Source organism: uncultured Ellagibacter sp. (genome assembly GCF_934636505.1).
GTDB lineage: Bacteria > Actinomycetota > Coriobacteriia > Coriobacteriales > Eggerthellaceae > Ellagibacter.
The window spans coordinates 1-22,000 of the sequence record NZ_CAKUAL010000001.1 but is presented as its reverse complement, the minus strand read 5'-3'; the positions used below and the strand labels follow the sequence as shown (position 1 = coordinate 22,000).

Annotated in this window: 14 protein-coding genes; 3 read left to right on the top strand and 11 right to left on the bottom strand. The window is 61.6% G+C overall.

Annotated elements, in window-relative coordinates:
- Positions 1-103: 103 nt before the first annotated feature.
- On the top strand, positions 104-1,735 hold the full coding sequence (locus tag Q0G18_RS00075) for an S-layer homology domain-containing protein (protein WP_297148306.1): 1,632 nt from the start codon (positions 104-106) through the stop codon (positions 1,733-1,735).
- A 177-nt stretch (positions 1,736-1,912) separates the two neighbouring features.
- Here Q0G18_RS00075 and Q0G18_RS00070 read toward each other — a convergent pair whose 3' ends face one another.
- The 3 genes from Q0G18_RS00070 to Q0G18_RS00060 form a co-directional block, all read right to left on the bottom strand.
- Positions 1,913-3,253 carry a coproporphyrinogen III oxidase family protein gene (locus Q0G18_RS00070; RefSeq protein WP_297148304.1) on the bottom strand — a complete coding sequence of 447 codons (1,341 nt, stop codon included), beginning with the start codon at positions 3,251-3,253 and terminating at the stop codon, positions 1,913-1,915.
- A 146-nt stretch (positions 3,254-3,399) separates the two neighbouring features.
- Positions 3,400-3,909: a hypothetical protein gene (locus Q0G18_RS00065; protein WP_297148302.1), complete on the bottom strand. Its 510-nt coding sequence runs from the start codon at positions 3,907-3,909 to the stop codon at positions 3,400-3,402.
- Positions 3,909-9,452, bottom strand: a complete 5,544-nt coding sequence (locus Q0G18_RS00060) for an InlB B-repeat-containing protein (protein WP_297148300.1) — start codon at positions 9,450-9,452, stop codon at positions 3,909-3,911. The genes Q0G18_RS00065 and Q0G18_RS00060 overlap by 1 nt, the downstream gene beginning before the upstream one ends.
- A gap of 453 nt (positions 9,453-9,905) precedes the next feature.
- Between Q0G18_RS00060 and Q0G18_RS00055 the strand changes: the two genes are divergently transcribed.
- Positions 9,906-10,343, top strand: coding sequence for a hypothetical protein (locus tag Q0G18_RS00055; protein WP_297148298.1), 438 nt, complete (start codon positions 9,906-9,908; stop codon positions 10,341-10,343).
- Positions 10,344-10,345: 2 nt separating this feature from the next.
- On the opposite strand, the gene Q0G18_RS00050 is transcribed toward Q0G18_RS00055, so the two are convergent.
- The 7 genes from Q0G18_RS00050 to Q0G18_RS00020 all read right to left on the bottom strand — a co-directional run bounded on the left by Q0G18_RS00050 (position 10,346) and on the right by Q0G18_RS00020 (position 19,794).
- The gene (locus Q0G18_RS00050) at positions 10,346-11,263 is read right to left on the bottom strand and encodes a thiamine pyrophosphate-dependent enzyme (protein WP_297148295.1); all 918 of its coding nucleotides are present in this window, start codon (positions 11,261-11,263) and stop codon (positions 10,346-10,348) included.
- On the bottom strand, positions 11,263-12,543 hold the full coding sequence (gene porA / locus Q0G18_RS00045) for a pyruvate ferredoxin oxidoreductase (RefSeq protein ID WP_297148293.1): 1,281 nt from the start codon (positions 12,541-12,543) through the stop codon (positions 11,263-11,265). The genes Q0G18_RS00050 and porA overlap by 1 nt, the downstream gene beginning before the upstream one ends.
- Positions 12,540-13,511, bottom strand: coding sequence for a 2-oxoacid:acceptor oxidoreductase family protein (locus Q0G18_RS00040; RefSeq protein ID WP_297148291.1), 972 nt, complete (start codon positions 13,509-13,511; stop codon positions 12,540-12,542). The genes porA and Q0G18_RS00040 overlap by 4 nt, the downstream gene beginning before the upstream one ends.
- A gap of 273 nt (positions 13,512-13,784) precedes the next feature.
- Positions 13,785-14,699: a formate dehydrogenase accessory protein FdhE gene (locus tag Q0G18_RS00035; RefSeq protein WP_297148289.1), complete on the bottom strand. Its 915-nt coding sequence runs from the start codon at positions 14,697-14,699 to the stop codon at positions 13,785-13,787.
- A 175-nt stretch (positions 14,700-14,874) separates the two neighbouring features.
- Positions 14,875-15,648, bottom strand: coding sequence for a cytochrome b/b6 domain-containing protein (locus Q0G18_RS00030; RefSeq protein WP_297148286.1), 774 nt, complete (start codon positions 15,646-15,648; stop codon positions 14,875-14,877).
- A complete protein-coding gene (locus Q0G18_RS00025; RefSeq protein WP_297148284.1) occupies positions 15,641-16,585 on the bottom strand; it encodes a 4Fe-4S dicluster domain-containing protein in 945 nt (314 codons plus the stop codon). The genes Q0G18_RS00030 and Q0G18_RS00025 overlap by 8 nt, the downstream gene beginning before the upstream one ends.
- A gap of 14 nt (positions 16,586-16,599) precedes the next feature.
- Positions 16,600-19,794, bottom strand: a complete 3,195-nt coding sequence (locus Q0G18_RS00020) for a molybdopterin-dependent oxidoreductase (RefSeq protein WP_331270602.1) — start codon at positions 19,792-19,794, stop codon at positions 16,600-16,602.
- 551 nt (positions 19,795-20,345) lie between these two features.
- Between Q0G18_RS00020 and selD the strand changes: the two genes are divergently transcribed.
- Positions 20,346-21,425, top strand: coding sequence for a selenide, water dikinase SelD (gene selD, locus Q0G18_RS00010; RefSeq protein WP_297148278.1), 1,080 nt, complete (start codon positions 20,346-20,348; stop codon positions 21,423-21,425).
- Between the two features lie 2 nt (positions 21,426-21,427).
- On the opposite strand, the gene Q0G18_RS00005 is transcribed toward selD, so the two are convergent.
- On the bottom strand, positions 21,428-22,000 hold a 573-nt coding region (locus Q0G18_RS00005; protein ID WP_297148276.1), incomplete at its 5' end, for an aminotransferase class V-fold PLP-dependent enzyme.

The following is a 22,000-nucleotide window of genomic DNA, read 5'->3' as shown; positions in this document are numbered from 1 at the left end:
GACGGCGATAAGCGCGCGCACGGAGAAAGCCTACGCTACAATCAGGGGAAACACGGTCACGTCACGTTACCCACAAACGCAGCCTAAACGAAACGAGGACCCCATGACCGACCTACGGACGAAGATTATCTCCTTCACGTGCGCGCTCGCCCTTGTTACCGGGTGCATGCCCGCCATGGCGTTTGCTCAAGAAGACAGCGCGACCGCCTCGCCTTCCCCTGAGCAACAGGCGAATTCCCTTTGTGACGAGAACGCCGGCTCGACCTTGGCCGCAAGCGAGGGCGCCCCGTCCCCTGCGTCCACCCGCATCCCCATCGACAGGCAGGCATTTGTCCAGGCAGAAGATGAGGGCATCACCCTGCAAAGCGTCAACCTCAACGCGACCGTCGCACCGCACGACGCGTTCTCCGACGAATTCCTCTACTTCACGAAATACGAGAGCGGCAACAGGCTCACGAGCGGCGAGGGCTATGACATGCTCCTCTCCGCAGGCGACAACTACCACGCCATGGGCTGCTACCAGTTCGACAACCGCTTCGGCCTGCAGGATTTCCTCGTCGCCTGTTACAACTACAGCCCGACGCGCTACTCCATGTTCGCGTGGCTGAAGGACGCAAGCGTGGACATCTCGAACGTGAAACTCTACGACTCGAGCAAGAAGGCCTTAACCGACACGGGGAAGAGGCTAAACGATTCGTGGTCCGCCGCGTACCAGGCGAATCCCGAGGAATTCTCGCGCCTGCAGGACGGCTGGTTCTACCAGGAATACGTCGAGTACGCGCTGCGCCTATGCAACAACAGCGCGCACAACTTCAATATGGACAGCCGAAGCGATTGCGTGAAAGGCCTGGTCAGCGGCATTTGCAACCTGTTTGGATCGGGCGGCATGCAGTTCTTCGTCGGCGGCACGCTCTACGGGAAGCACTACGACGGCGCGGGACTCTCCGGCACGATGAGCGACCGCGAGTTCGTCACCACGCTGTGCAACTACATCGTCGACCACGTGGCGGAGCTGCCTTACGTGAACAGCCAATACGTGTCCAGCTACCAGAATCGCTACCGAAACGAGCTCGCCGACTGCCTCGCCTACCTCGACAGCAAGCCCGACCCCAGCAACCCGACGCCGACGCCCGGTGGCTCCGCCACCCCGACGCCCGAGCCCAACAAGGCGTTCAGCGATTTGGAAGACGGCGCTTGGTATTTGCAGGCCGTCGAGTACGTGTCGAGCCGCGGCATCATGAAAGGCTACGACAACGGCACGTTCGGACCCAACGACACGCTTTCGCGCGGGCAGCTCATCACCATGCTGTGGCGGCTTCAGGGCTCCCCGCAGGCGGACATGTCCACACTCGCGTTCTCCGACGTCGACTACGACAACTATTACGGAAACGCCATCCGATGGGCGCGCGCGACCGAGATCGTGAAGGGCTACGGCGACAGCAACGACTTTCGCCCCGACGCATCCATCACGCGCGAGGAAATCGCTGTCATGCTGGCAAACTTCGCCAAGCGGATGGACGGGAAGAATCCCACGAGCGACGGCGTGAAGCTCGGGCAGTTCCCCGACGCCAGCGCGGTCGACTCATGGGCGAAAACGGCTCTGAGCTGGACTGTCGACAAGGGAATCATCTCCGGCAAGATCGACGCGAGCAACAAGGCATGGCTCAACCCGATCGACAACGCGACGCGCGCGGAGGCGGCGACCATCCTCATGCGCTACCTGCAAAACCGCTAGAAGGCACGAGCAGGCTCACTTGTTGCGAGCCGGACCTGGGACGACGCAAACGCCACAAGGCCGAGCCCCCGCATCGGCGGCAGGAAGCAAATCTAACCCGAAACCAAAAGCGGGCGATCATCCCGATCGCCCGCTTCGCTTCCAGCTATAAGGTTGTTCCGCTAGGAAGGAAAGCCCCTAGCACGCCATCTGGATTTCCGGCTCGCCGTCCCCGAAGAGCAGCTCGCGCTCGGGACCGGAAAGCGCCGCACGCGCCTGGTCGCGCAGGTTGTTCATGCCCGAAAGGAACTGGCGATACATGACAAGGGTCAGGTAGCGACCCTTCGTCGTCAACGTGAGCTCGTCGTCGTTGTCGATCGCGAACGACCTGTTCGCGCGCATGAACGCCAGCTCGATCGGCAGCGCCAGCTCAAGCGGCTCGCCGAATTCGCGCTCGAACGCGCGCTTGTCGAGATGCAGCTGGTAGAGATGCAGAAGGAAGTAGTAACGCTCCAAATCGCGCTTCGCCATGACCGACTTGCCCATAATCGACATGTGCCCCGCCTGGATGGCGTCGTTGTATTCCTGCAGGCTGAACGAGTTCACGTACAGGCAGCCGTTCAAGTGCGTGATCGAGCCCGAACCGATCGCCGGGTACTCGTTGTAGGATACCTGCAACTCCTCGAACGGCAGCTCGACGTCCTTTTTCCCCTGGTCATTCAGGCGCGTGAACGTCCAGATGGTGTCGCGCTCGAAGAACGGGTGGTCGCCGCCGGCAAGCACGCCGTCGAGAATCTGGTAGTAGCGGTACTCGCGGTTGTAATCCATGCGCCCGAGCGTCTCAACCATCTTGCGCGTGGTTGCGGACGAGATGTAGAGCGGCGAGAACGTGGTCTGGCGCGCGCCGCATTCGACGATCTTCTCCAAGTCGTTGAAGAGAATGTCCTCAGTTTGCGAGGGGAAGTTGAAGATCATGTCCACGTTGAGCGAGTCGAAATACGGAACCGCCTCGCCGATGCGTTCGAAGATTTCCTCGCCCGAACCGTACTTGTGGTAGCGGTCCATCTGCTTGAGCAGGTCGTTGTTGAAGCTTTGCACTCCGACGGACAGACGCTGGACGCGACCCTTCAGCTCGTTGAGCCACGGCTGCACGAGATGGTTGGGGTTGGTCTCCGACGACACTTCCTTGATGCTGAAGTTGTCGCGCGCAAGGTCGATCGTCTTGCACAGCTCGTCGAGCATGATGGTCGGCGTGCCGCCGCCGATGTAGAGGCTCTCGAAGTCGTAGCCCAAGTCCTTGAGCATCATCATTTCCTTGCGCATATTCTCAAAATACGGACGCGCAACGGACTCGCGGAACGGATAGCGATTGAAGCTGCAATACGGGCAAAGCACCTGGCAAAACGGCACGTGCATGTAGAGCATGTACTTCTCGCCGGGCTTCGGGCCAGGGAAGAACTTCTCGTCGGTCGGATGCAGGTCAAGGTGCTGCTTGGCGATGCCTTTGACCAGGTTAGTGAGCACTCGTTCGGATAACATGGGTCCCCTTCGTGACTTTCTCGAAATCAACGCCACATGGTAGCGCTTTTGCGGGCAAAACGCGCAGGAACCAATCGCTTTCTACGGGAACTGCAAGAAGGGGGGCCACGCTGAAGACGGCAAGGCGGTCGGGAAGGCGGCACCTCTTACGAGAGGGCGGCCGCCAACTCGTCGCGCGAGGAGAACGGCATCTCCCTGTTGCCCGCCGCACGGTCGATCGCGACAACGGTCCCCTTCCAGGTCGGCTCGCCGCCTTCCCCGCCAGCCGCCTTGTACTCGTCGGTTTGCACGACGTAGCGGCAGTTGAACTCCTCCGGCTTCGGCAGCTCCTTCAGGTCGAAGCCGTATTCCATATCCCTCAGGATGCGCTCCATGACGCTCGGCGCCGCCGCAGCAGATCCGAGCGACACGAGGCCGCGTTCCTTGTTGAAGATTGCCGTCGACGACACGTAGATGGTGCGCAGCCGTTTCTCGCGCTGGCGTTCAAGGCGATTGACAGCCGCGGCAACCGCGACGATAGCCACCAGCCAGATGATAGAAATTACCAGGTCAAGCGGGCTATCAACCCGATTGAAGCCCAAGAAGAACCACAGCCACAGAAGGAATACGTCGATCAGCACGGCGATGGCGAGGCCGATCCAGTTGCTCTTCTTCATTACTTGTCACTTCCTTCCTTGGCCCCCGACAAGACCGCGTCCATCTCCTTGTCGAGAGCGGCGGTCATGCGGCGGCGGCGCAGCGAGACGACCGCGCCGTAAACCAACGTTGCGATGGTACCGAGAATCATGAGCCAATGCACCCAGCAGCTCGTCGGCTGCTCAGCGCCCGATGCGCTATCGGGGCTCTGCCTCTCTTCCGATTGAGCGTCGTTTCCGGAAGTTGCCTTGTCGGCGCTCTTCGGCGTAGTGGTCGCCTTCGAATCGGTTGCCGTCGGGACGGAACCCATATCGTCCGGCGTCGTCGAACCCGACGGCGTCACATCGGAAGAATTCGTCGGGCCATTCGGCGTCGACGGATTCTTGCCAGGGCCGGGCGTCGGCTCGTCCGTGCCAGGGCCAGGTGCCGGCGGCGTGTACGCGATAACCGTAAGCGTGCCGCTCACCTGGGTAATCTCGTAGTTATCGAGGCTCGTGTTCGCGCCAGCTTTTACGGTGAAGGTGTTGTCGGAGGAGCCAACCGCCGTCTGCTCGCCCGTAAAGTCGTAGCCGAAGCTCTCGCCTTCGACGAGCGACCCAGCTGTCACCGTTGCCTCGTGCTTGGTGAGCGCGGCACCGTCATACACCTTGGAATCCGTCGCGGAAGTTACTGTCACGGGACGCTTGGTCACGATGAGCGGGGCCTTCCCGCACGTCACATTGGCGAACTGGGCGGTGACGTCCTCGCCGGCGGCATTCTTGATCACAATGGTGGAAGCGTCGATCGCGGCCAGAAGCTCGCCGGCGTCCGTGATGGTGCCCTTGGTCGCGGCCTCGAGCGTGAAGCCCGCAGGCAGACCGTTGACGTCGATACCAGCGCTGGTCAGCGGCTTGCCGTCGTAGACCTTGCTGCCGTCGCGCGGCGTGACGGTGATTGCCACCTGGCTCGGGGTGACCTCGAGGGTACCGATGGCGCCCTCCACGACGTTGTAGTTCGATTCCTTAGCAGTGCCGTCCCACGCGATGGCGTAGGAATTGGCGCTCGCGCCCACAAGCGTCTGGCTGCCGTTGGCGGCGAAGCTGGCGGTCTCGCCGTTCTCGAAGCCCGAAATCTCCCCCGGGGCCGTGAGCGCTGTGCCGTCATAGGGCTTCGACGCGCCGCGCGTAGTGACAGTGAGAGTCGCAGGGTCAATCACAAGGCGGCCGTCCTCCACCTCGAAGCTGACGTTCGAGAAGTTCTTGCCGCCGTAGCTGAAGTCGCCCGCCTTGAGGCCCATGGGGTAGCTGCCCGCGTCGGTGCCCGCCGCCTTCGCCGCGCCCGCGAACGAGATGTCGCCCGCGTCGAAGCCGGCGGGGGCGTCGGTGCTCGCGGCGCCGCCGACCACGTAGGAGACGGCGTAGCCCTCGACGACGTGCTCCGTGCCGTCGTACTTCCCGCCGCCCGTGTTGCCCTTGATCTTGACGACGACCCCGGCGGCGTTCGCGGCCACCTTGAGCTTGCCGCACTTCGCGGTCACCAGGTAGTCGTCTCCGCTCGTCCCCTCGTTGAACGAGAAGACGAAGGTGTTGTCGCTCTCGCCGACATCGGTTTGCGAGCCCGTGACGGTGAGGGCCACGCCCTCGCCGTCGACGAAGCCGACCCCCTCGCCCTTTGGCGTGACGCTGACGGCGCCGTTGGTGAGCGGCGTGCCGTCGTAGGTTTTGTCCGCGCCCTCGGACTCCAACGTGACGAGACGCTTCGTGATGGCGACGCTCTCGGAGCCCGTCGCGTACTGGCCGGCCGCGTAGTTGGCGCCCGTCGCGCGGAGCTTAACGGCCAGATGGCCGAAATGCGTCAGCGAGATCTTAGAGGGGTCGCTCACCCAGGTCTCGCCGTCGGTGCTGTACTCGACGGAGAGCTCGTTGCCGCGCTTGTCCCAGGCGCGCGCACGGTAGGCGGAAAGGGGCTCGCCGTCGTAGACCTTCTGCACGTCGTGGGCGTCCCACGTGACGGCGTCCTTATCGATCTCGCCGGGGACGATGTGCAGCTGCCCGTCCTCGATCTCGAATACCACGTTCGAGAAGTTAGCGCTCCTGTTCTCGAAGTCGCCGGCAAGGAGGCCCATGTCGTAATCGCCGGCGTCGGTGCCGGTGGCGACCTTGTGCGCGGCGTCGCCCGCGAAGGCGAAGTCGCTCTCCTTGTAGAGGGCGGAGGAAATCTTTGCGACCTCGTATCCCTCGACGGTCTTCGCCTCGCCATCGTAGGGGAACGTCGCGCTGTTCTCCCTGATGGTGACGACGACCCTCTCGGCGTTGGCGGTCACCTCGAGCTTACCCTTGCCCAAAGTGATCCGGTAGTTGGTGAGCTTAGTGGAACCAGCCGCCGCAAACCCCGCGATGGTGCTCTCGCTCTCCCCGAAGTTGAGCTGCGACCCGCCGTAGGTCACGCCCGTGATGCCATCGCCCCCGACGAAGCCGGTGGCCGTGAACTCGCTCGCCACAAGCGACGTGCCGTCGTAGGGCTTGCTCGCGTCCTTGGGCTTGATGATCACCTCAGCTGGGTCGATGGCGAGCGAGCCATCCTTGACCTCGACGTCGAACTCGCCCGTCACATCGTTGCCCGCCGCATCGGTCACCTTGGCGGTGCCGGTGATGTTGTTGGTGTAGGTGCCCGCATCGGTCGCGGAAGGATCCTCGGTGGAGAGGCCGGAGACCGTGTATGTCTTTCCGCCGACGACGAACTCCGTGGCTTTGAGGCCCACGGCGGAGTGGCTCTTGCCGTCGTAGGTCGCCATCGTCGAGTTGGCCTCGACCGTGATGGTCTCGGTCGCGCCGCGCGAGGTCACGTTCAGCGTGCCCTTCTCGGTGCGGATCTCGTAGTTGCCGGCCTTGGTGCCCTCCTGGTAGCCCCACCCGACGATGGAGCTCTCGCTCGTCCCCGGCGCGGTCTGCGAGCCGGAGAACACGGGATCGACGATACCCTGGCCTGCGAGGAACTGGTCGGGCGAGCCCTCGACGACCTCCCACTCGCTCGCCGTGAGCGCCTCGCCGTTGTAGACCCGGGAGGCGTCCTTGGGCTTGATGATCAGCGCGCGCTTCGAGATATCGAGGCGGCCGTCCTCGACCTCGAAGCTGACGTTCGAGAAGTTCTTGCCGCCGTAGCTGAAGTCGCCCGCCTTGAGGCCCATGGGGTAGCTGCCCGCGTCGGCGCCCGTCGCCTTCGCCGCGCCCGCGAATGAGATGTCGCCCGCATCGAAGCCGGCGGGGGCGTCGATGCTCGCAGCGCCGCCGACCACGTAGGAGACGGCGTAGCCCTCGACGCTCTGCTCCGTGCCGTCGTACTTCCCGCCGCCCGTGTTGCCCTTGATCTTGACGACGATCTGCTGGGAGTTTGCGCTGATCAAAAGCTTGCCGTCATTCGTTTTCGCGACAATGTACTTGCCATCGGCGCTCACCGTGCCGACCGCTCCCGCAGCAAAGGCATACGGATAGTCGCCCGCATCGGTGCCCCTGCCGCCGAGAAGCGAGACACCTGCGAACGTGGCCTCTGCAACATCGCAGGTGTAGCCTTCGACGCGCTGCTGCTCGCCCGTGTATTCCCTCGTTGCGGAATTCGCCGTGAGCGTCACGTTCTGATAGTAGTAGACGTTGATGACGGTGCTGCCGTCGAGCTCAACGGTTGCGGTTGCCGTCTGACCAGGCACTGCAGTGTAACCGTCGATGCCCTTCGCAAGGTCGGAAGCCGCAACTTCGCTCCCCCACGGAGCGCTCAGCGTCTCGGAGTCTGCAACCTTCTGCTCGGTGCCGTTGAGGTAATAGTTCACCTGGTAGTCAGCAGCGTCCTTCTCATAGTAGAAGACGATCTCGGGCGCCTCGCCTTCGACGAGCGTCGCCTTCCCGGACGCTTGCGACGGATCGACCAGGTGGTAGCCCTCGATGTCATCCTTCGCGTCCGCCGTCACAACATCGCCAGCGTGCCCGTAGAGCGTGTCAGAAGGAGATAGCTCCTTGTCAGTGCCCTTCTCCAGGTATTTCACCTTGCAGGCGGGCAACTCAATCCACGTCGCTGTAAGCGTAACGTTGTTATCGGGCATGGTGAAGCTCGCGCCGCTTTCAAGCGTCGTCACACCATCGAGTCCCGAAACGATCCAGCCAGCGAACTCGTGCCCCACGCGGGTAGGCTCGGCTTTCACCGTCTGCGTCGAGCCCTCCTGAGCAGCATGCACGAGAGCGTCGCTGTTGTTCCAGCTTCCGCCCGCCAAATCGTAGATGACCTGGCGCCCCGAAAGATACTTGGCGTAGAAGTTCACGTTCCCGTCTACCGTATAGGGGAGCTCCACCTGCTGAGTTAATGCTTGGTCGGTATACCAACCATTGAAGGTATACTCGATGCCGCCAACCGTCTTGGAAGGCGGAAGGCTCACGTCGGCGAAGTCGGCGATGTCGGTGGTATCACCCTCGCGGTACGTCAGTTTCGAGGCGACAAGCTGGAATCCCTCGCCCGGCGTCGTCGGATCATCGACGTAATAACGGGCGTTGAACAGGTTGCGGCACGTGATGGACACGGAGCAGTCGACGTGATAGCCATCGTTGTTGTTCGTCAGCTTGTACGGCTTGACGCAGATGGATTCCACGTCCTCATCGGTCACCGTGACGCCCGGCAGCATCCCTTCGATTACCGATTTGTACGCCTTGAAAATATTGTTCCAGTCGCTGCTTCCGCGAGCAACCTGGTACTCGTCCCCCGTGGAACCATCGGGCCAGGTGATCACACGATCGGAAACGCGATCGAAGACGGCGGTCTTCCCGTTGTCCTTTGGAAAATTGCTGCTGCTGAGCCCGGTGAGGTTCACGCTGCCGCTACCAAGGCTGGTCCACTGGGTTGTGCTGGTGGAATCGAGCGATCCGTTGGGGTTGTTCAGGTAATAGAAGAGGGCGCTATTGGTTGCAGCCGTGGGGGAGGTGACCGTCACGTCGTGCGTCGCGGTAAGCGTGGTGGCACCGTCTGGGCTCGTATAGTTCAAGGTGACCGTCGCGGCGCCTTGGCGGACGCCCGTCACCGTTCCGCTTTGGTCGACCGTAAGGATATTGTCGTTGTTCGAGGACCAGACGTAAGTCCCCTCAGCATTTGTGGGGCTCGTCGTTGCCGTCAGCTGCATCGTGGAGAACTGCGCGACGGTGTCGGCGCCGGTGATAGAGAGGGACTGTGCAACCGCGGCGTCCGCGACGGCGGAAGAATCAGCAGCCTTGCCGGATTCATTGTTAGTGGCTGAAGGGGTGTTGGAGTCGCCGCTATCGCCCGCAATATCTGATTCCACGCCCACAAGCGCAGGAGAAGAGATTCCCACGGATTCGCCGCTCGGGCGAGCGGGAGCATCGTCGCCCCCACCCAACGTCGCCGCAAGGTTTGCAGCGTCGTCAGAAAGCTGGGAGCTCCCTCCACCATTGGCAGCGCCATCTTCCGCATACACCTCGGCAGGATTCACGGCAGGCCAGCCGAAACCCAGCAAGATGGCAGACAGCACGACAGAGACAACCTTGTTGCCCCATGATGTGCAATTGGCCGAGCTCTTAGCCTCTCTCATGTGATTTATCGTGTTATTTATGTTCCTCACCCCGTCAGCCTAGGCTTCGAATGAAGCTTGCAGCCTAACTATCTCCGCAGATTTAGCTGGTCAAAATTGCCTCTCGTCATAGGCAAGCCCTCTGTTATAGAGGGACATTTCCAGATGCGGTTTTTACGAATTCAACATACTAGCACTTTTTGGGTATTTGCAGGATGACAATATCGTAAATAGTTACCTCAATATATTGTTCGCTCTTTATCGCCACCTGCTGTTTCATTGATTCACGTACCAATCGTTTAGTAAGGCGACGAAATGATTCAGCATATCACTTACTTTAATTCGGCGTAAGAGAATATGGATGGGGTGGCAAATTGGTTTCAAAACCACCTTTGCGGCAAGGCTCGCTCGACGGCCCAGTGCCAAATATGGGACAATGACAGCCAATGAAAGCCGCTCGAAACGGAGGCGACGATGGCAAAGCATATGACGAGAAGGGCATTTGTAACGACAGCATGCACAGCCGTGGCCGCAACGGCACTCGGCTGCAGTGCCTCGGATGACGCCAAAGCCACATGGACATGGACGCAAGACGACGACCTGCCCGTATTGTGTATGCAGGTTTCCGGCGGCGCCATCGTGGCCATGCCTGGCAGCGGCTGGAAACCGCAAGACGGCTGGATTCAAGTGCAGCTTTCAGGAGGGTCGATTCCCGGGAAAGAAATCGAGTCGATCACCCAGGAAGGATCGACCCTCGTTGTGCAGCTGAAAAAGCCAGCGAGCGATATCGAGACCATGGACCTGCGCCTCACCGAGTACCGAGTCGAAGGCGGTGACGCCTCAAACATCGAGTCGGTCGACATCGTCGACAAGGGCGAGCGACACGAAGCGCAACGAGGAGTTGACGGCTAGCGTTAAGCCCAATCGCGCTCGATCATTTCCCACTTCGCATCGCGCGAGCGCTCGACCAGGGAAATCTCCTCGTCGCTAAGAGCACGGAAGCGGCCTTGGCTCTTCAGGTAATCGCGCACGCTCGCGAACTCGCGGGGCTTGCGGTTGAGCGTGAACTTCCCACCAGGAACGCCGCTCTCCTGCTCGCCCTCGTATTCGGCGAGATACCACAGTCCGCAATCGACCACGTCGCGAGCGAGGTCGACCATCTTCGACTCAGGGGCACCCCACCCCGTCGGGCACGGCGCGATCACGTGAATGAACCGCATACCGTGGATACCCTTCGCGCGCTCGAGCTTTTTCAGGAAGTCGTTCATATACCCGACACTCGCCGTTGCGGCATAGGGAAGCCCGTGAGCTGCGATAATCTCGAACACGTTCTTCTTCTGCGTGAGGCATCCGTGGGCATTCTTCCCTGCGGGGGTCGTTGTGGTCTTAGCGCCGAAGGGGGTGAGCGAGCTTTTCTGGATGCCCGTGTTCATGTACGCCTCATTGTCGTAGCAAATATAGAGGACGTCGTCGTTGCGATCGATCGCGCCCGAAAGCGCCTGGATGCCGATATCTGCCGTGCCGCCGTCGCCCGCAAAGCCGACGACCGTGCAATCGTCGGGCTTCTTCCCCTGAGCCCGCAAACCGGTCTCGATACCCGTGAGCACGGCCGCCGTGGCCGCAAAGGGCGTGATCATCGCGTTGTTCGCAAAGCACAGCTGGGGGAAGTTGAAGCCGACGGCGCTCATGCAACCCGCGGGCAGTGCCGCCACCGCGTTCGGACCGAGCACCTTCAGCGCTGCACGGACCGCAAGCGAGCCGCCGCAGCCAGCGCATGCCTTATGCCCGAAAAACAGCTCGTCAGCAGGCATGTTCTTCGCATTCATCGCCATTATCGCGCACCTTCTTCGCAATCGTCGCCGCATGCAGGCTGGTCCGCAACGGGAAAGTCTATCCCAAAGAAGCTCACGCGGCCGAGTCCAGCTCTCTGGCCGGTAGAGGCATCGTCGCAGCTCCGCCTGGCGGCAGTATCATCGCGCCCTCGCTCGCCCGCACTATCGAGCAGCGCGTCGAACATGGCGTCCATCTGGGCACTCGTGATGTCGTCACCGCCGAGGCCGCCGATGAAGTTGAACGTCGGCACCATGCACCCCGCTTGCTGGAGCGCGGAATTCACGTTCGTGAACACCGTGCCCTCAGCCCCGAAGGAGATGTCCTTCTCCAGCACGCCGACCGCCGCCGCACCCGTAAGCGCCTTGGCGATGAGGGTTGCAGGGAAGGGACGCATGTAGCGGACGCGCAGAAGGCCCACGCGCTTGCCCTGCGCGCGCAGCCTTGCGACCGACTCGCGCGCAAGCCCCGCGATCGAGCCCAGCGTCACAAGAACGGCTTCAGCATCGTCGCAGCTCACCACTTCGATGGGGCCTGTATACGCACGACCGAAGCATTCCGCAAAGCGCGCTTCCGCGCGATCGATCGCCTCGAATGCGCCGAGCATGTCTCTGTGCTCGTAGTATTTGAAGTAGCGGTTGTAGTCGGGGCCGGCGGAATATCCGATATTCTTCGGATGCTCGAAGTCGAAGCAGTTCGTCGCCTGATACGGCGGCAAGAACGCATCGGCGTCTTCCTCGGCCGGCACATCGACCGTCTCGTAGGTGTGGGTAAGCGCAAACCCGTCCAGGTTCACCATGAACGGGGTGAGCACCGCGGGGTCTTCAGCCACCGCATATGCCATAAGCGCCAGGTCAAGCGCCTCCTGGTTGTTTTCCGCATACGCCTGGATCCACCCATGGTCGAGCAGCGCCAGCGAATCGCGCTGATCGCCGTAGATGTTCCACGGGAGCGCCGTTGCGCGGTTCGCGTTCATCATCACGATGGGAAAACGCCCGCCCGCGGCGTAGGTGAGGACCTCCGCCATGTAGAGAAGGCCCTGGCTCGAGGTCGCCGTAAACGTGCGCGCGCCCGTGGCCGATGCGCCCATCGCGCAGGAAAGGGCAGAATGCTCGGATTCCACATGCACGTATTCCGCCTTGAGCGAGCCTTCTTCCACCATCTCGGAAAGACGCTCGACGACGACGGTCTGCGGCGTGATGGGATAGGCGGAAATCACCTGCGGCTTCGCGAGACGAACGCCTTCGGCGAAGGCCTCGTCGCCTGAAAGGAAACGTTTCATCGCTCATCGCCCTCGCTTTCGTGGACCATGGCAAGCGCGCCGAAGCGGCACACCTCGACGCACACGCCGCACCCCTTGCAGAAATCATAATCGATGGCCACGGCTGCCGCGCCCGCTGCATCGGTCGCATGCCGCGCAGGACGGAAGACACAGCCGTCGGGGCAGTACAGGTAACACTGCAGACAGCCCGTGCATTTCCCGGCATCGAGCACCGGACGCATATTGCGCCAGCCTGCGTTCTTCGCCACGAGGTAACCGCCGTCGTAGCAGGTAGTATGGGCGAAGTCGGCGGGATCGAGCGCAGCGGTTTGCAGCGTGGGAATGAGCGCTTCGCCGCGGGAAGCGGGCGCAAGAGCAGACTCCCCCTTGGCCGTTTCACGTGAAACAGAGTCGCCGACCTGGGATTCGGTGGACTCGTCGGTATTTGCGACCACTCCCGCTGCGCGAGTTTTCCCCACCGCCTCAAGCGCCGCATCGACTACGCGCTTGTTCTTCTCGTGCAGCTTCGCGGGCATATAGCCCTCGATGGCTCGCTTCACGTCGTCGACGCTCACATAGTCGCACACTGAGCACAGCGCACCGAGAAGCGCCGTGTTGGGAATCGGCCGGCCGAGAATTTCTTGAGAGATGCCGTTTGCGTCGATGGCGACGATGCGCGGATCGTCGAACGAGCGCACCGAGTTCACGATGACTTTCCCATCAGGAAGCAGCTCGTCCTCCCAACCTTCGCCAAGCAGCGTATCGTCGAGGTAGATAACGTAGTTCGCCCTGTTCACCGCACTGCGATCGCCAATCGGCTTGCGCGACATCTTGGTGAACGCGCGCATAGGAGCGCCGCGACGCTCGGGGCCGAACGAGGGAAACGCCAACGCATAGGAGCCGTCGGCGAACGAGGACGCCGCGCCCAAAAGCCGTGCCGCTGTGAAGGCCCCCTGCCCGCCGCGACCGTGCCAAAGCACTTCGATCATGTGTAACTCGCCTTCTTGTAAGTTTGTGAGATGAGCATCAGTATAGGGGAACCAGGCCGCACCTGCGTGGTTTCGACGATTCAATACGAGCAAGGCAGAATCGAGAGGGGTTTTGGTGACTTCATTTTGACGCCAAGGCATCTCTGGGTGGACCGTCGTCAGGGAAATAACGAGGGCGCCGACAATGTCGACGCCCTTGAATGAGACCCCACGTCAGCGAGAAGAAAGCTCACATCACCCGCGGTTCGCTCGACTATTCGCCTGTTTGCTCGCCTATTCGCCCGTGCGCTTGGCCGACCCGCCCGCAAAGGAGGGGTCCATAGCCACAGCGTCGAGGCGAGCCATCACGACGTCTTCGACCTCGGGAGAATATGGCGCGTTGTCGCCTTCGCCTGCAAAGCGCGTGCGGATATAGCTGCCGCACTCGTCGCACGTGCCGATACGATGGCCTTCGTCACCCTCGATGTTGAAGTAGTGCAGGTTTCCCTGGTTGCGCGTGCCGCAGCGAGGACAGCGGATGCGATCGAATTCCCAGCTCGTTCCGCACTGCGCGCACCACAAGGTCTTGTTGCGGCCGTCGCCCGATCCGCCCTCGCCCACGCGCGCGAGCGTCGCATCGCCGCCGCATGCGGGGCAGTGCATCTGATGGTCGTAGAACACCTTCGCCTTCTTGCGAGCGCGGGCCACCGCCTCAGCAGGGCCCTCAAGCTGCCAACGAAGCGCGAGCGACGCGAACAGCTGGCCCATCTGCGCCTGAAGCTCGGTCATGCCGCCGTCCACCAGCTGCTCGGCGAATGCGGCCAGATATTCCATCGGTTTCTTTCCTGCCAAGGCGACATCGCTTGCCGCAATGACGTCATCCCAGTTGACGCCCGTAAGCGCAGCAGCCATCTCGTCGTCGAACCCGCCCAGCTCGGCAGCGCGGGCGATGACCGCGGACATTCCGCGAGCAAGCGCCTCGGCGTCGATTTCCACAGGGGCGTTCGAGAACACGGGAATCTCCGCCTCGGAAAGCGCGGCCACGCGCTCCGCAGGAGGCACCTCATAGCCCGCAGCAGTCTGCCCCGCTGCATCGGCGCCATCGAGTGCCGCCCACAGGCTCATGAAGAAATCGATGCGCGAGACTTCGACCCCATCGAGCGTTTTCCCATAATGCTCCGCCGCAAGCTTGGCAGCCTTGTTGTTCATGTTCACGCCTTTCTCGTCGATCGTATTTGCCTGCTTCGCCCCAACCCAAGCGTTTGACGCGAGGCGGGCAAATAGCGAGCCATTTATCTCCACAGAGAACGGGGACCCACCCGAGATTGTCGGATGGGTCCACCGAATCAAGCTTTCCACCAGCCGCAATGGCCGGCAGAATCAGTTACTTGGCTGCAGGCTTCTCAACCACGTTCTTGCCCTCGGTAATCTCCTTGCGAGCCCAGTGGCCCCAGTGGTAGATCGCGTCGGACTCGGAAACCATGCCGTTGCCGAACATGAGCTTGTGGGTGCCGCGATACGGCTGGAAGATGCCCGCACCCAGGAAGATGTGAGCCAAGCCGAACACGGCGATCATCAGGAAGCCGAAGTCATGCAGGAACAGCAGGACGCCATGAACCGTCGTGCCGAGAGCAAGACCCAGCTCGCCGATGAGCAGGATAACACCGGTAACAGCCATGAGCAGGCCAAACAGCCAAAGCATGCCGTCGGCGAAGCGCTGGCCGGACTTCACCTCGTCCTGATCGGGCATGTGAATCCACTTTGCCAGGAACAGGTAGGGGAAGAACAGCGCCATCCACTTCTTGTCGTCGGAGGTCCACTTCGCAAAGAGGTTCTTAAAGATGTGGCCAACGCCCTTCGGCGAGGCGATAGCGCTGAACAGCGGAACCACGACGAAGATGATGCCGCACACACGGTGCACCATGCGGAAGACGAACACGACGTCGGAGCCCACCATCTGGGCCAGAGGCGGAATGAACACGAAGCAACCGCTCAGGCACAAAAGGATGCAGGCGATAACTGCGATGCCATGCGTCAAACGAGCCTGCAGCGAGTGGCGCTTGATGTAGCGCTCGGTTCCAGCGGCTTCGCGATCTTTGAGGAACTGCTTGTCAGCGGCAAGCTGCTCAGGAGAAACGTTCACTGCTTCGTTACTCATCGCTGCCTCCCTTCCCGATGCCGAATGGATGATTCTCGAGGATGTGCTCCTTGATGGACTTCTCGTCCTGAGCGTCGCCGTGCTTGACGACGTCGCCGGTGATCAGGCTGACGGTGTCCTCGGTCTCGGGGTTGTACACGAGCTTGTCGCGCTTGTAGCCCACGCCCAGAGCGAACATCGCCGCGAGGCCCACAACCGTGAGGCCGGTGACGACGCCCGTGACGGGCTTCATGACGCGGGTCATGCCCACCGTTGCCGGAGCGGACGGGTTGGCCGGAAGGCCCGTGGCCTCGCGCCCGTACTTCAGCACGGAGACCACATGCAGACCGCCCATCTCGTTGGCGCCGTAGATCTCGGCGTCCTCGTAGCCGCGGCCCTTCAGGATCTCAAGGCGCTCCTGGGCAAGCTCGAGCATCTCGTCGCGCGGCCCGAAGCGAAGTGCGTTGGGCTGGCAGGTGGAAACGCAGGCCGGGTCCATACCCTGAGCCACGCGATCCGGGCAGCCGGTGCACTTGTTAACGTAGTCGCGGATACCCTCGGTGCGGTAGCGCGGCACATCGAACGGGCACACGCCTTCGCAGTAATGGCAGCCGACGCACTTGGAGTCGTCGACGTGGACGAATCCGGTGTCCTCGTCCTTCGTGATGGCACCAGCGGGGCACACCGTGGCGCAAGGGGCCTCGGTGCAGTGCTGGCAGGAACGACGGTTGAAGATCCAGTCGACGGGCTTCTGCCCGCGAACCGCGTCGCGCTCCTGGAACGTCTGAATCAGACGCGTGTTGCCGTTCAGGTCTGCCGGGTTCTGAAGCGAACCGGAGAACTTGTTCTCGTTGGTGCCGATCGGGGACGGCAGGTTATTCCACACCTTGCAGGCAACCTGGCAGCCCTTGCAGTTCGTGCACAGGGAGGTGTCGTAAAGAATAGCCATTTCAGTCATGTCTTACCCCCTCCTTATGCTTTCTCGATGTTGACGAGGAACGCTTTGTACTCGGGCACCATGGTGTTCGGGTCGCCGACGTTCGGGGTCAGGTCGTTTACGGTGTCGCCCGTGCCGTACAGGTGCGTCCAGCCGAAGTGATGCGTGAGGCCCACCTGATGCTGCGTCTTGCCGTGGATCGTGAACGGCTTCAGACGCTTGGTGACGTAGGCGTCGACCACGACGGAGCCGCGCTTGTTCCACACGCGAACCTTGTCGCCGGGCTTGATGCCCTTCTCAGCGGCGAACTCCTCGGACATCTCGCAGAACTGCGACGGCATAGCCTCCACGAGCGCCGGGCAGGAGCGGCTCTGACCGCCGGTCTGCCAATGCTCGGTGACGGAGTACGTGGTCGCGATGATCGGGTACTCGTCGGTTCCGCCATGGGCGGTGGACTCGTATTCCGTGAACTTGATCATCGGGTTGTTCTGCGAACCGTTGAGCGCGTTGTCGAACGGGCTCTCGAACGGCTCGTAGTGCTCGGGCATCGGGCCGTCTTCCATACCGTAGGATTCGAGACGCGCGTTCTGCTCCCACAGCATGAAGAACGTGTTGTTGTTCGGCGGAACCGGCTGACCGTTCTTGGCGGACACGAAGTCGCCCTGGTCGACCAGATCCCACTTGCTGCCGTCCCACTCCATGAGCTTCTTGTCGGGGTTCCACGGCTTGCCCTTGGTGTCGCAGGAGTTGCGGTTGTACAGGATACGACGGTTGGAAGGCCAGCTGAACGCCCAGTTGGAGTTCAGGCCAAGGCCCGACTTGTCGTTGTTGTCGCGGCGACCGATCGGCTGCTGGGCCGGATCGAGCGGCGCGTCGTTGTTGTTGTAGAAGCCCGAGTAGATCCACATCGCGCAGGAGGTGGAGCCGTCGGCGCCGAGCTCTGAGTAGCCCTTGAGCAGGTCGACCTTGCCCGCCTTGAAGTCGGAATTGGCCGTACGGTAGCCGTTGAGCGCCCAGGAAACCGGACGGAAGTCGATCTTGCCGTTGACGTAGTAATCCCACTTCGTGTTGAGGATCGGGTCGGGGTTCGCACCGCCTTCCTCCTTGTACAGACGGCAGATTTCCGTCCACAGGAGGTCGCACATCTCGAGGTCAGGCTTGGCCTGGTCCCACGGCTCGACTGCCTGGTAGCGCCACTGCAGCCAACGACCGGAGTTCAGGATAGTGCCCGGCTTCTCGTAGATGAGCGCGCAGGGGAGGAAGTACACGGTCGTCTGGATCTCGGACGGGTTCATGTCCGGAGCCTTCCAGAAGGCCGCCGACTCGGTTTCGACCTGGTCGGCCACGACGAGCCAATCGAGGTTCGCCATCGAGCGGCGCACGTTGCCGGCGTTCGGGGCCGAGTGGCAGGGGTTCATGCCCCAGTTGAAGTAGCCCTTGATGACGCCCTGCTTCATGAGCTCGAACGTGGAGATATGCGTGTAGTCCTGGTCGCCCTTCTCGGAGGGAACCTTCGGCCACCAGTCATAGCCGTAGTCGTTCTCGACGGTTGCAGCATCGCCGAACCACTCCTTGAGGGAGGACACGATGAACTTCGGCTTGTTGGTGTAGTAGCCGGCGGAATACGTCTGGGATTCCAGCCACTTGCGCAAGCTGGAACGATCGGTGGTGTTTGCCCACTTCAGGTAAGCGGGATGCTCGTTCACCATCATGCCCATGTCGGTTGCACCCTGAACGTTGGGCTCGCCGCGCAGAGCGTTCACACCGCCGCCGGGGATGCCGATGTTGCCGAGGAGCAGCTGCATAACGCACATGGCGCGCGTGTTCTGGGCGCCATAGGAGTGCTGCGTCTGGCCCAGTGCGTAGAGCACCATGCCAGCGCGGCCGGGCTTTGCGGTGGAACCGTAGGTGGAGTACACCAGCTCGAGCGTTTCCTTGCCCATGCCGCAGATGTCGCACACGGCGTCGAGGGTGTAGCGCTCGTAGTGCTTCTTCACCTGCTGGTAGACGCACATCGGGTCCTGAAGCGTCATGTCGCGCTTGGGGAGGGTGAGCGTCGGCGTGGTGAACTCGGGAACGCCGTCCTTCTTAACCCAGGCGTAGTCGCCCGAAGCGGAGGTGTCCCAGTTCTCTTCCTTCTCGGTCTGATAGTGCCAAGAATGGTTGGAATAGGTCTTGGTCTTCTCGTCCCAACCGGAGTAGAGGCCGGTTTCGATGTCGAAGTCGAACTCGGGGTCGAGCAGGTAAGACGCATTCGTGTAGTTGAGCAGGTACTCGTAGTTGTAGTCGCCCATCTCACCAGTGGCGAGGTACTTCTCGAGATTCGGATCGATCAGGTTCTCGATGATCCAGTGATACATGCCGCCGTAGAAGGCGATGTCCGTGCCCGAGCGGATGGGGCAGTAGATATCCGCCTGCTCAGCAGTACGGGTATAGCGGGGATCGACGACGATCCACTTCGCTCCGCGGTCGTGGGCCTTGCCAAGCCACAGCGAGCTGACCGGGTGGTTCTCAACGGAGTTGGAACCGCAGTGGAGGATGACGTCGGTGTTTTGGAAGTCGCACCAGTGGCTCGTCATAGAGCCGCGACCAAATGATGCTGCCAGACCGGCAACGGTGGGGCTGTGTCAAACACGCGCCTGATTGTCGATGGCGATCACGCCGAGCGATCGCATCATCTTGAGGATCAGGTATTCCTCCTCGGAGTTTTCTTGGCTACCGCCCAGGCTGGCAATTGCCGGGGTGCGGTTCACGGTGAGGCCGTTCTTGTCGGTTTCCTCAAACGTGGCGTCGCGCGTGTCTTTAACCTTGCGCGCGATTTCCTTGACGGCGTCCTCCCAGGTGATGTCTTCCCACTCGGAAGCACCGGGGCGGCGCACCATCGGCTTAGTAACGCGATCGGGGTTCTTGATGACCTCGCGCGTTTCCGGATCCACAATGTTGCGGAGCTGGAACATGGCCGCGCCCTTCGGGCACAAGCCACCTTGGTTGATGGGATGGTCGGGGTCACCTTCGAGATTGATCAGCTCGCCGTCGCGCACCGAAAGAAGCGAACCGCATCCGCCTGCGCAATAGCAGCAGATGTTGGTGTACTCTTCAGTGTTCACGAGCTTCCAGTCGCTGTTCGACTCAACAGCCAAAGCAGGCGACTGCTGCGTCAACTGGAACGCCATGCTCGTCGCGAACGCTGCGCCGGTGGCTTTCATGAAGCCCCTGCGTGTCAGGTTCATAATCTCGTCTCTCCTTCCAAATTCTCGTCTTCCCTCGTCTATACCGCGTCAGGGCATACGCTGCCCTTTCGTCGATTGTTCATGGTACGAGACTTGTCGACACAAATTCAACAAATGAGACCGCAAAAGGACTATTTGGCGGGGGAACGGCCTTTCCTTTGCAAACTGATACTTGACCTGGGTTAACGCATCTTTCTCTCCAACATTTTCAAAGGAAGCTCAGAAAGTATTTTTTGCAATGTGAAGGTTTTGTAAGATATTGTTGAATTGACCTGCACTATCCTATTAGAGAATAGCCCGCTTTATGGACAGGTTGAATCTGGCACGGAAATGGGTTGATTTTCCCTCTTTCATCAACCTTGAGGAATGATGCGCGCAAATTCCCCGCGACGATGCCTTCCCAATTGCGAAATGGCAGGGCTTTCGAATAGACGACGCCTCCCCCGGCGACGTCGGGTGGAAAGGAGCGGAGCGTCATCGGAGGGAAGGCAAGGACGCCGTCGTCCCGTACGGCGCTGGTATACTGAATTCGACTCGGAAGGAGATTGCCCATGAGTGAGAAGGAAAAAGTTGCGCTAACGAAGCTCACCAGCAAGGGCGGTTGAGCGGCGAAGTGGGGTCCGGGTGACCTCGAAGATGCGCTGCACTGCCTCTCGCCGGCAATCGATTTGCCCGACAAGGACAAACTTCTCCTCGGGTTCGAGACGAGCGACGACGCGGCGGTGTGGGAAATCAATAAAACGACGGCAGCCGTGCTCACGGTCGATTTCTTCACGCCCGTCGTGGACGACCCGTACGAGTTCGGGCGCGTTGCGGCGGCGAACGCGCTCTCCGACGTGTTCGCGATGGGGGCCCGCCCCCACGTGGCCTTAAACCTGCTCGCGCTCGACAGCGAGCTCGGCGCCGAGGTCGCGGGGGAGATTTTGCGCGGCGGCGCCGACACCGCGCATGCGGCGGGGGCGTTCGTGGCGGGCGGCCACACGATCGATGATGAGGAACCGAAATACGGCCTGTGCGTGTTCGGCACCGTCGATCCTGGGAAAATCGTACGCAATGGCGGCGCGATCGCGGGAGACGTCCTCTACCTCACCAAGCGCATCGGCACGGGCATCATGAGCGCCGCCGTGAAAAACGAGCTCATCAGCCAAGAGGAGTTCCGACCTGCCGTCGAGTCGATGATGGAGCTCAACATCGCAGGCGGCGAGGCCATGGTTGCGGCGGGCGTCCACGCGGCGACCGACGTGACGGGATTCGGACTGGCGGGGCACCTTCACGAGATGCTCGAAGCGTCAAACGTGGCGGCCGAGCTGGACTTCGGCGCCATTCCCACCTTCGATCGCGTATGGGAGCTCTCGTGCGCGTACTGCCGTCCCAATCGAGCGTTTTCCATCATGGACCTCGCGGAGAAATACGTGCGGCAGGGTGCGCTCGACGACGATGAGTTCGACAACCGCATGGGGGTGATCTGCGACCCACAGACCTCGGGCGGCATCTTGGCAGCCATACCTCCCGACCAGGCAGAGGTTTTCGAGCGGGAATTCGAGCGGCGCGCAGGGCGCGCGGCGTGGAAGATCGGCCGCATCGTCGATGGCGAGGCGGGCACGATCTCGTTCGGCGACGGAGCGCTGTAGTTTTACTTGCGAGACCGTGCGGCTCGGAGCATCTGCGCGGCACGGTCTATCTGGCTCGCGGCAAAGTCGATTTCGGCCGTCGTGTTGTAGAATGCCGGCGACAGTCGCGCCACGCTGCTCGTTCCCAGCCAATCGAGCACGGGCTGTGCGCAGTTGTGGCCGCTGCGCAGGGCGACACCGCGCGCGTCGATAAGCGTGCACAGATCGAGCGGGTGCACCCCGTCGATCGTGAACGAGACGAGACCCGCGCGCTCCTTCGGCGAGCCCGCGATATGAAGTCCCTCGATTTCCCCGAGAGCGCTAACTGCATGGCTGACCAGGTCGGACTCATACGCCGCGATGTCCTCGCGACCCAAGCTGCTCAGGTAGTCGCACGCCGCGCCGAGCGCGATCGCACCGACGTAGTTCGGTGTGCCCGCCTCTAGGCGCAGGGGAAGCTCTTCCCAGGTGGTCTGCGCTTGCGTCACCTTCCCCACCATCTCGCCGCCGAAATCACGGGGAGCGAGCATCTCGAGCGCCTCGCGCGTGCCGCAAAGCGCGCCGATCCCCGTGCCCGCCATCATCTTGTGGCCGGA

What these genes read in the sequence shown, in the direction of transcription:
- Q0G18_RS00070 (WP_297148304.1), bottom strand. Translation starts at nt 3,253, where the DNA reads ATGTTATCCGAACGAGTGCTCACTAACCTGGTCAAAGGCATCGCCAAG.
- Q0G18_RS00075 (WP_297148306.1), top strand. Translation starts at nt 104, where the DNA reads ATGACCGACCTACGGACGAAGATTATCTCCTTCACGTGCGCGCTCGCC.
- Q0G18_RS00025 (WP_297148284.1), bottom strand. Translation starts at nt 16,585, where the DNA reads ATGACTGAAATGGCTATTCTTTACGACACCTCCCTGTGCACGAACTGC.
- Q0G18_RS00055 (WP_297148298.1), top strand. Translation starts at nt 9,906, where the DNA reads ATGGCAAAGCATATGACGAGAAGGGCATTTGTAACGACAGCATGCACA.
- Q0G18_RS00065 (WP_297148302.1), bottom strand. Translation starts at nt 3,909, where the DNA reads ATGAAGAAGAGCAACTGGATCGGCCTCGCCATCGCCGTGCTGATCGAC.
- Q0G18_RS00035 (WP_297148289.1), bottom strand. Translation starts at nt 14,699, where the DNA reads ATGAACAACAAGGCTGCCAAGCTTGCGGCGGAGCATTATGGGAAAACG.
- Q0G18_RS00030 (WP_297148286.1), bottom strand. Translation starts at nt 15,648, where the DNA reads ATGAGTAACGAAGCAGTGAACGTTTCTCCTGAGCAGCTTGCCGCTGAC.
- Q0G18_RS00050 (WP_297148295.1), bottom strand. Translation starts at nt 11,263, where the DNA reads ATGGCGATGAATGCGAAGAACATGCCTGCTGACGAGCTGTTTTTCGGG.
- Q0G18_RS00040 (WP_297148291.1), bottom strand. Translation starts at nt 13,511, where the DNA reads ATGATCGAAGTGCTTTGGCACGGTCGCGGCGGGCAGGGGGCCTTCACA.
- porA (WP_297148293.1), bottom strand. Translation starts at nt 12,543, where the DNA reads ATGAAACGTTTCCTTTCAGGCGACGAGGCCTTCGCCGAAGGCGTTCGT.
- Q0G18_RS00060 (WP_297148300.1), bottom strand. Translation starts at nt 9,452, where the DNA reads ATGAGAGAGGCTAAGAGCTCGGCCAATTGCACATCATGGGGCAACAAG.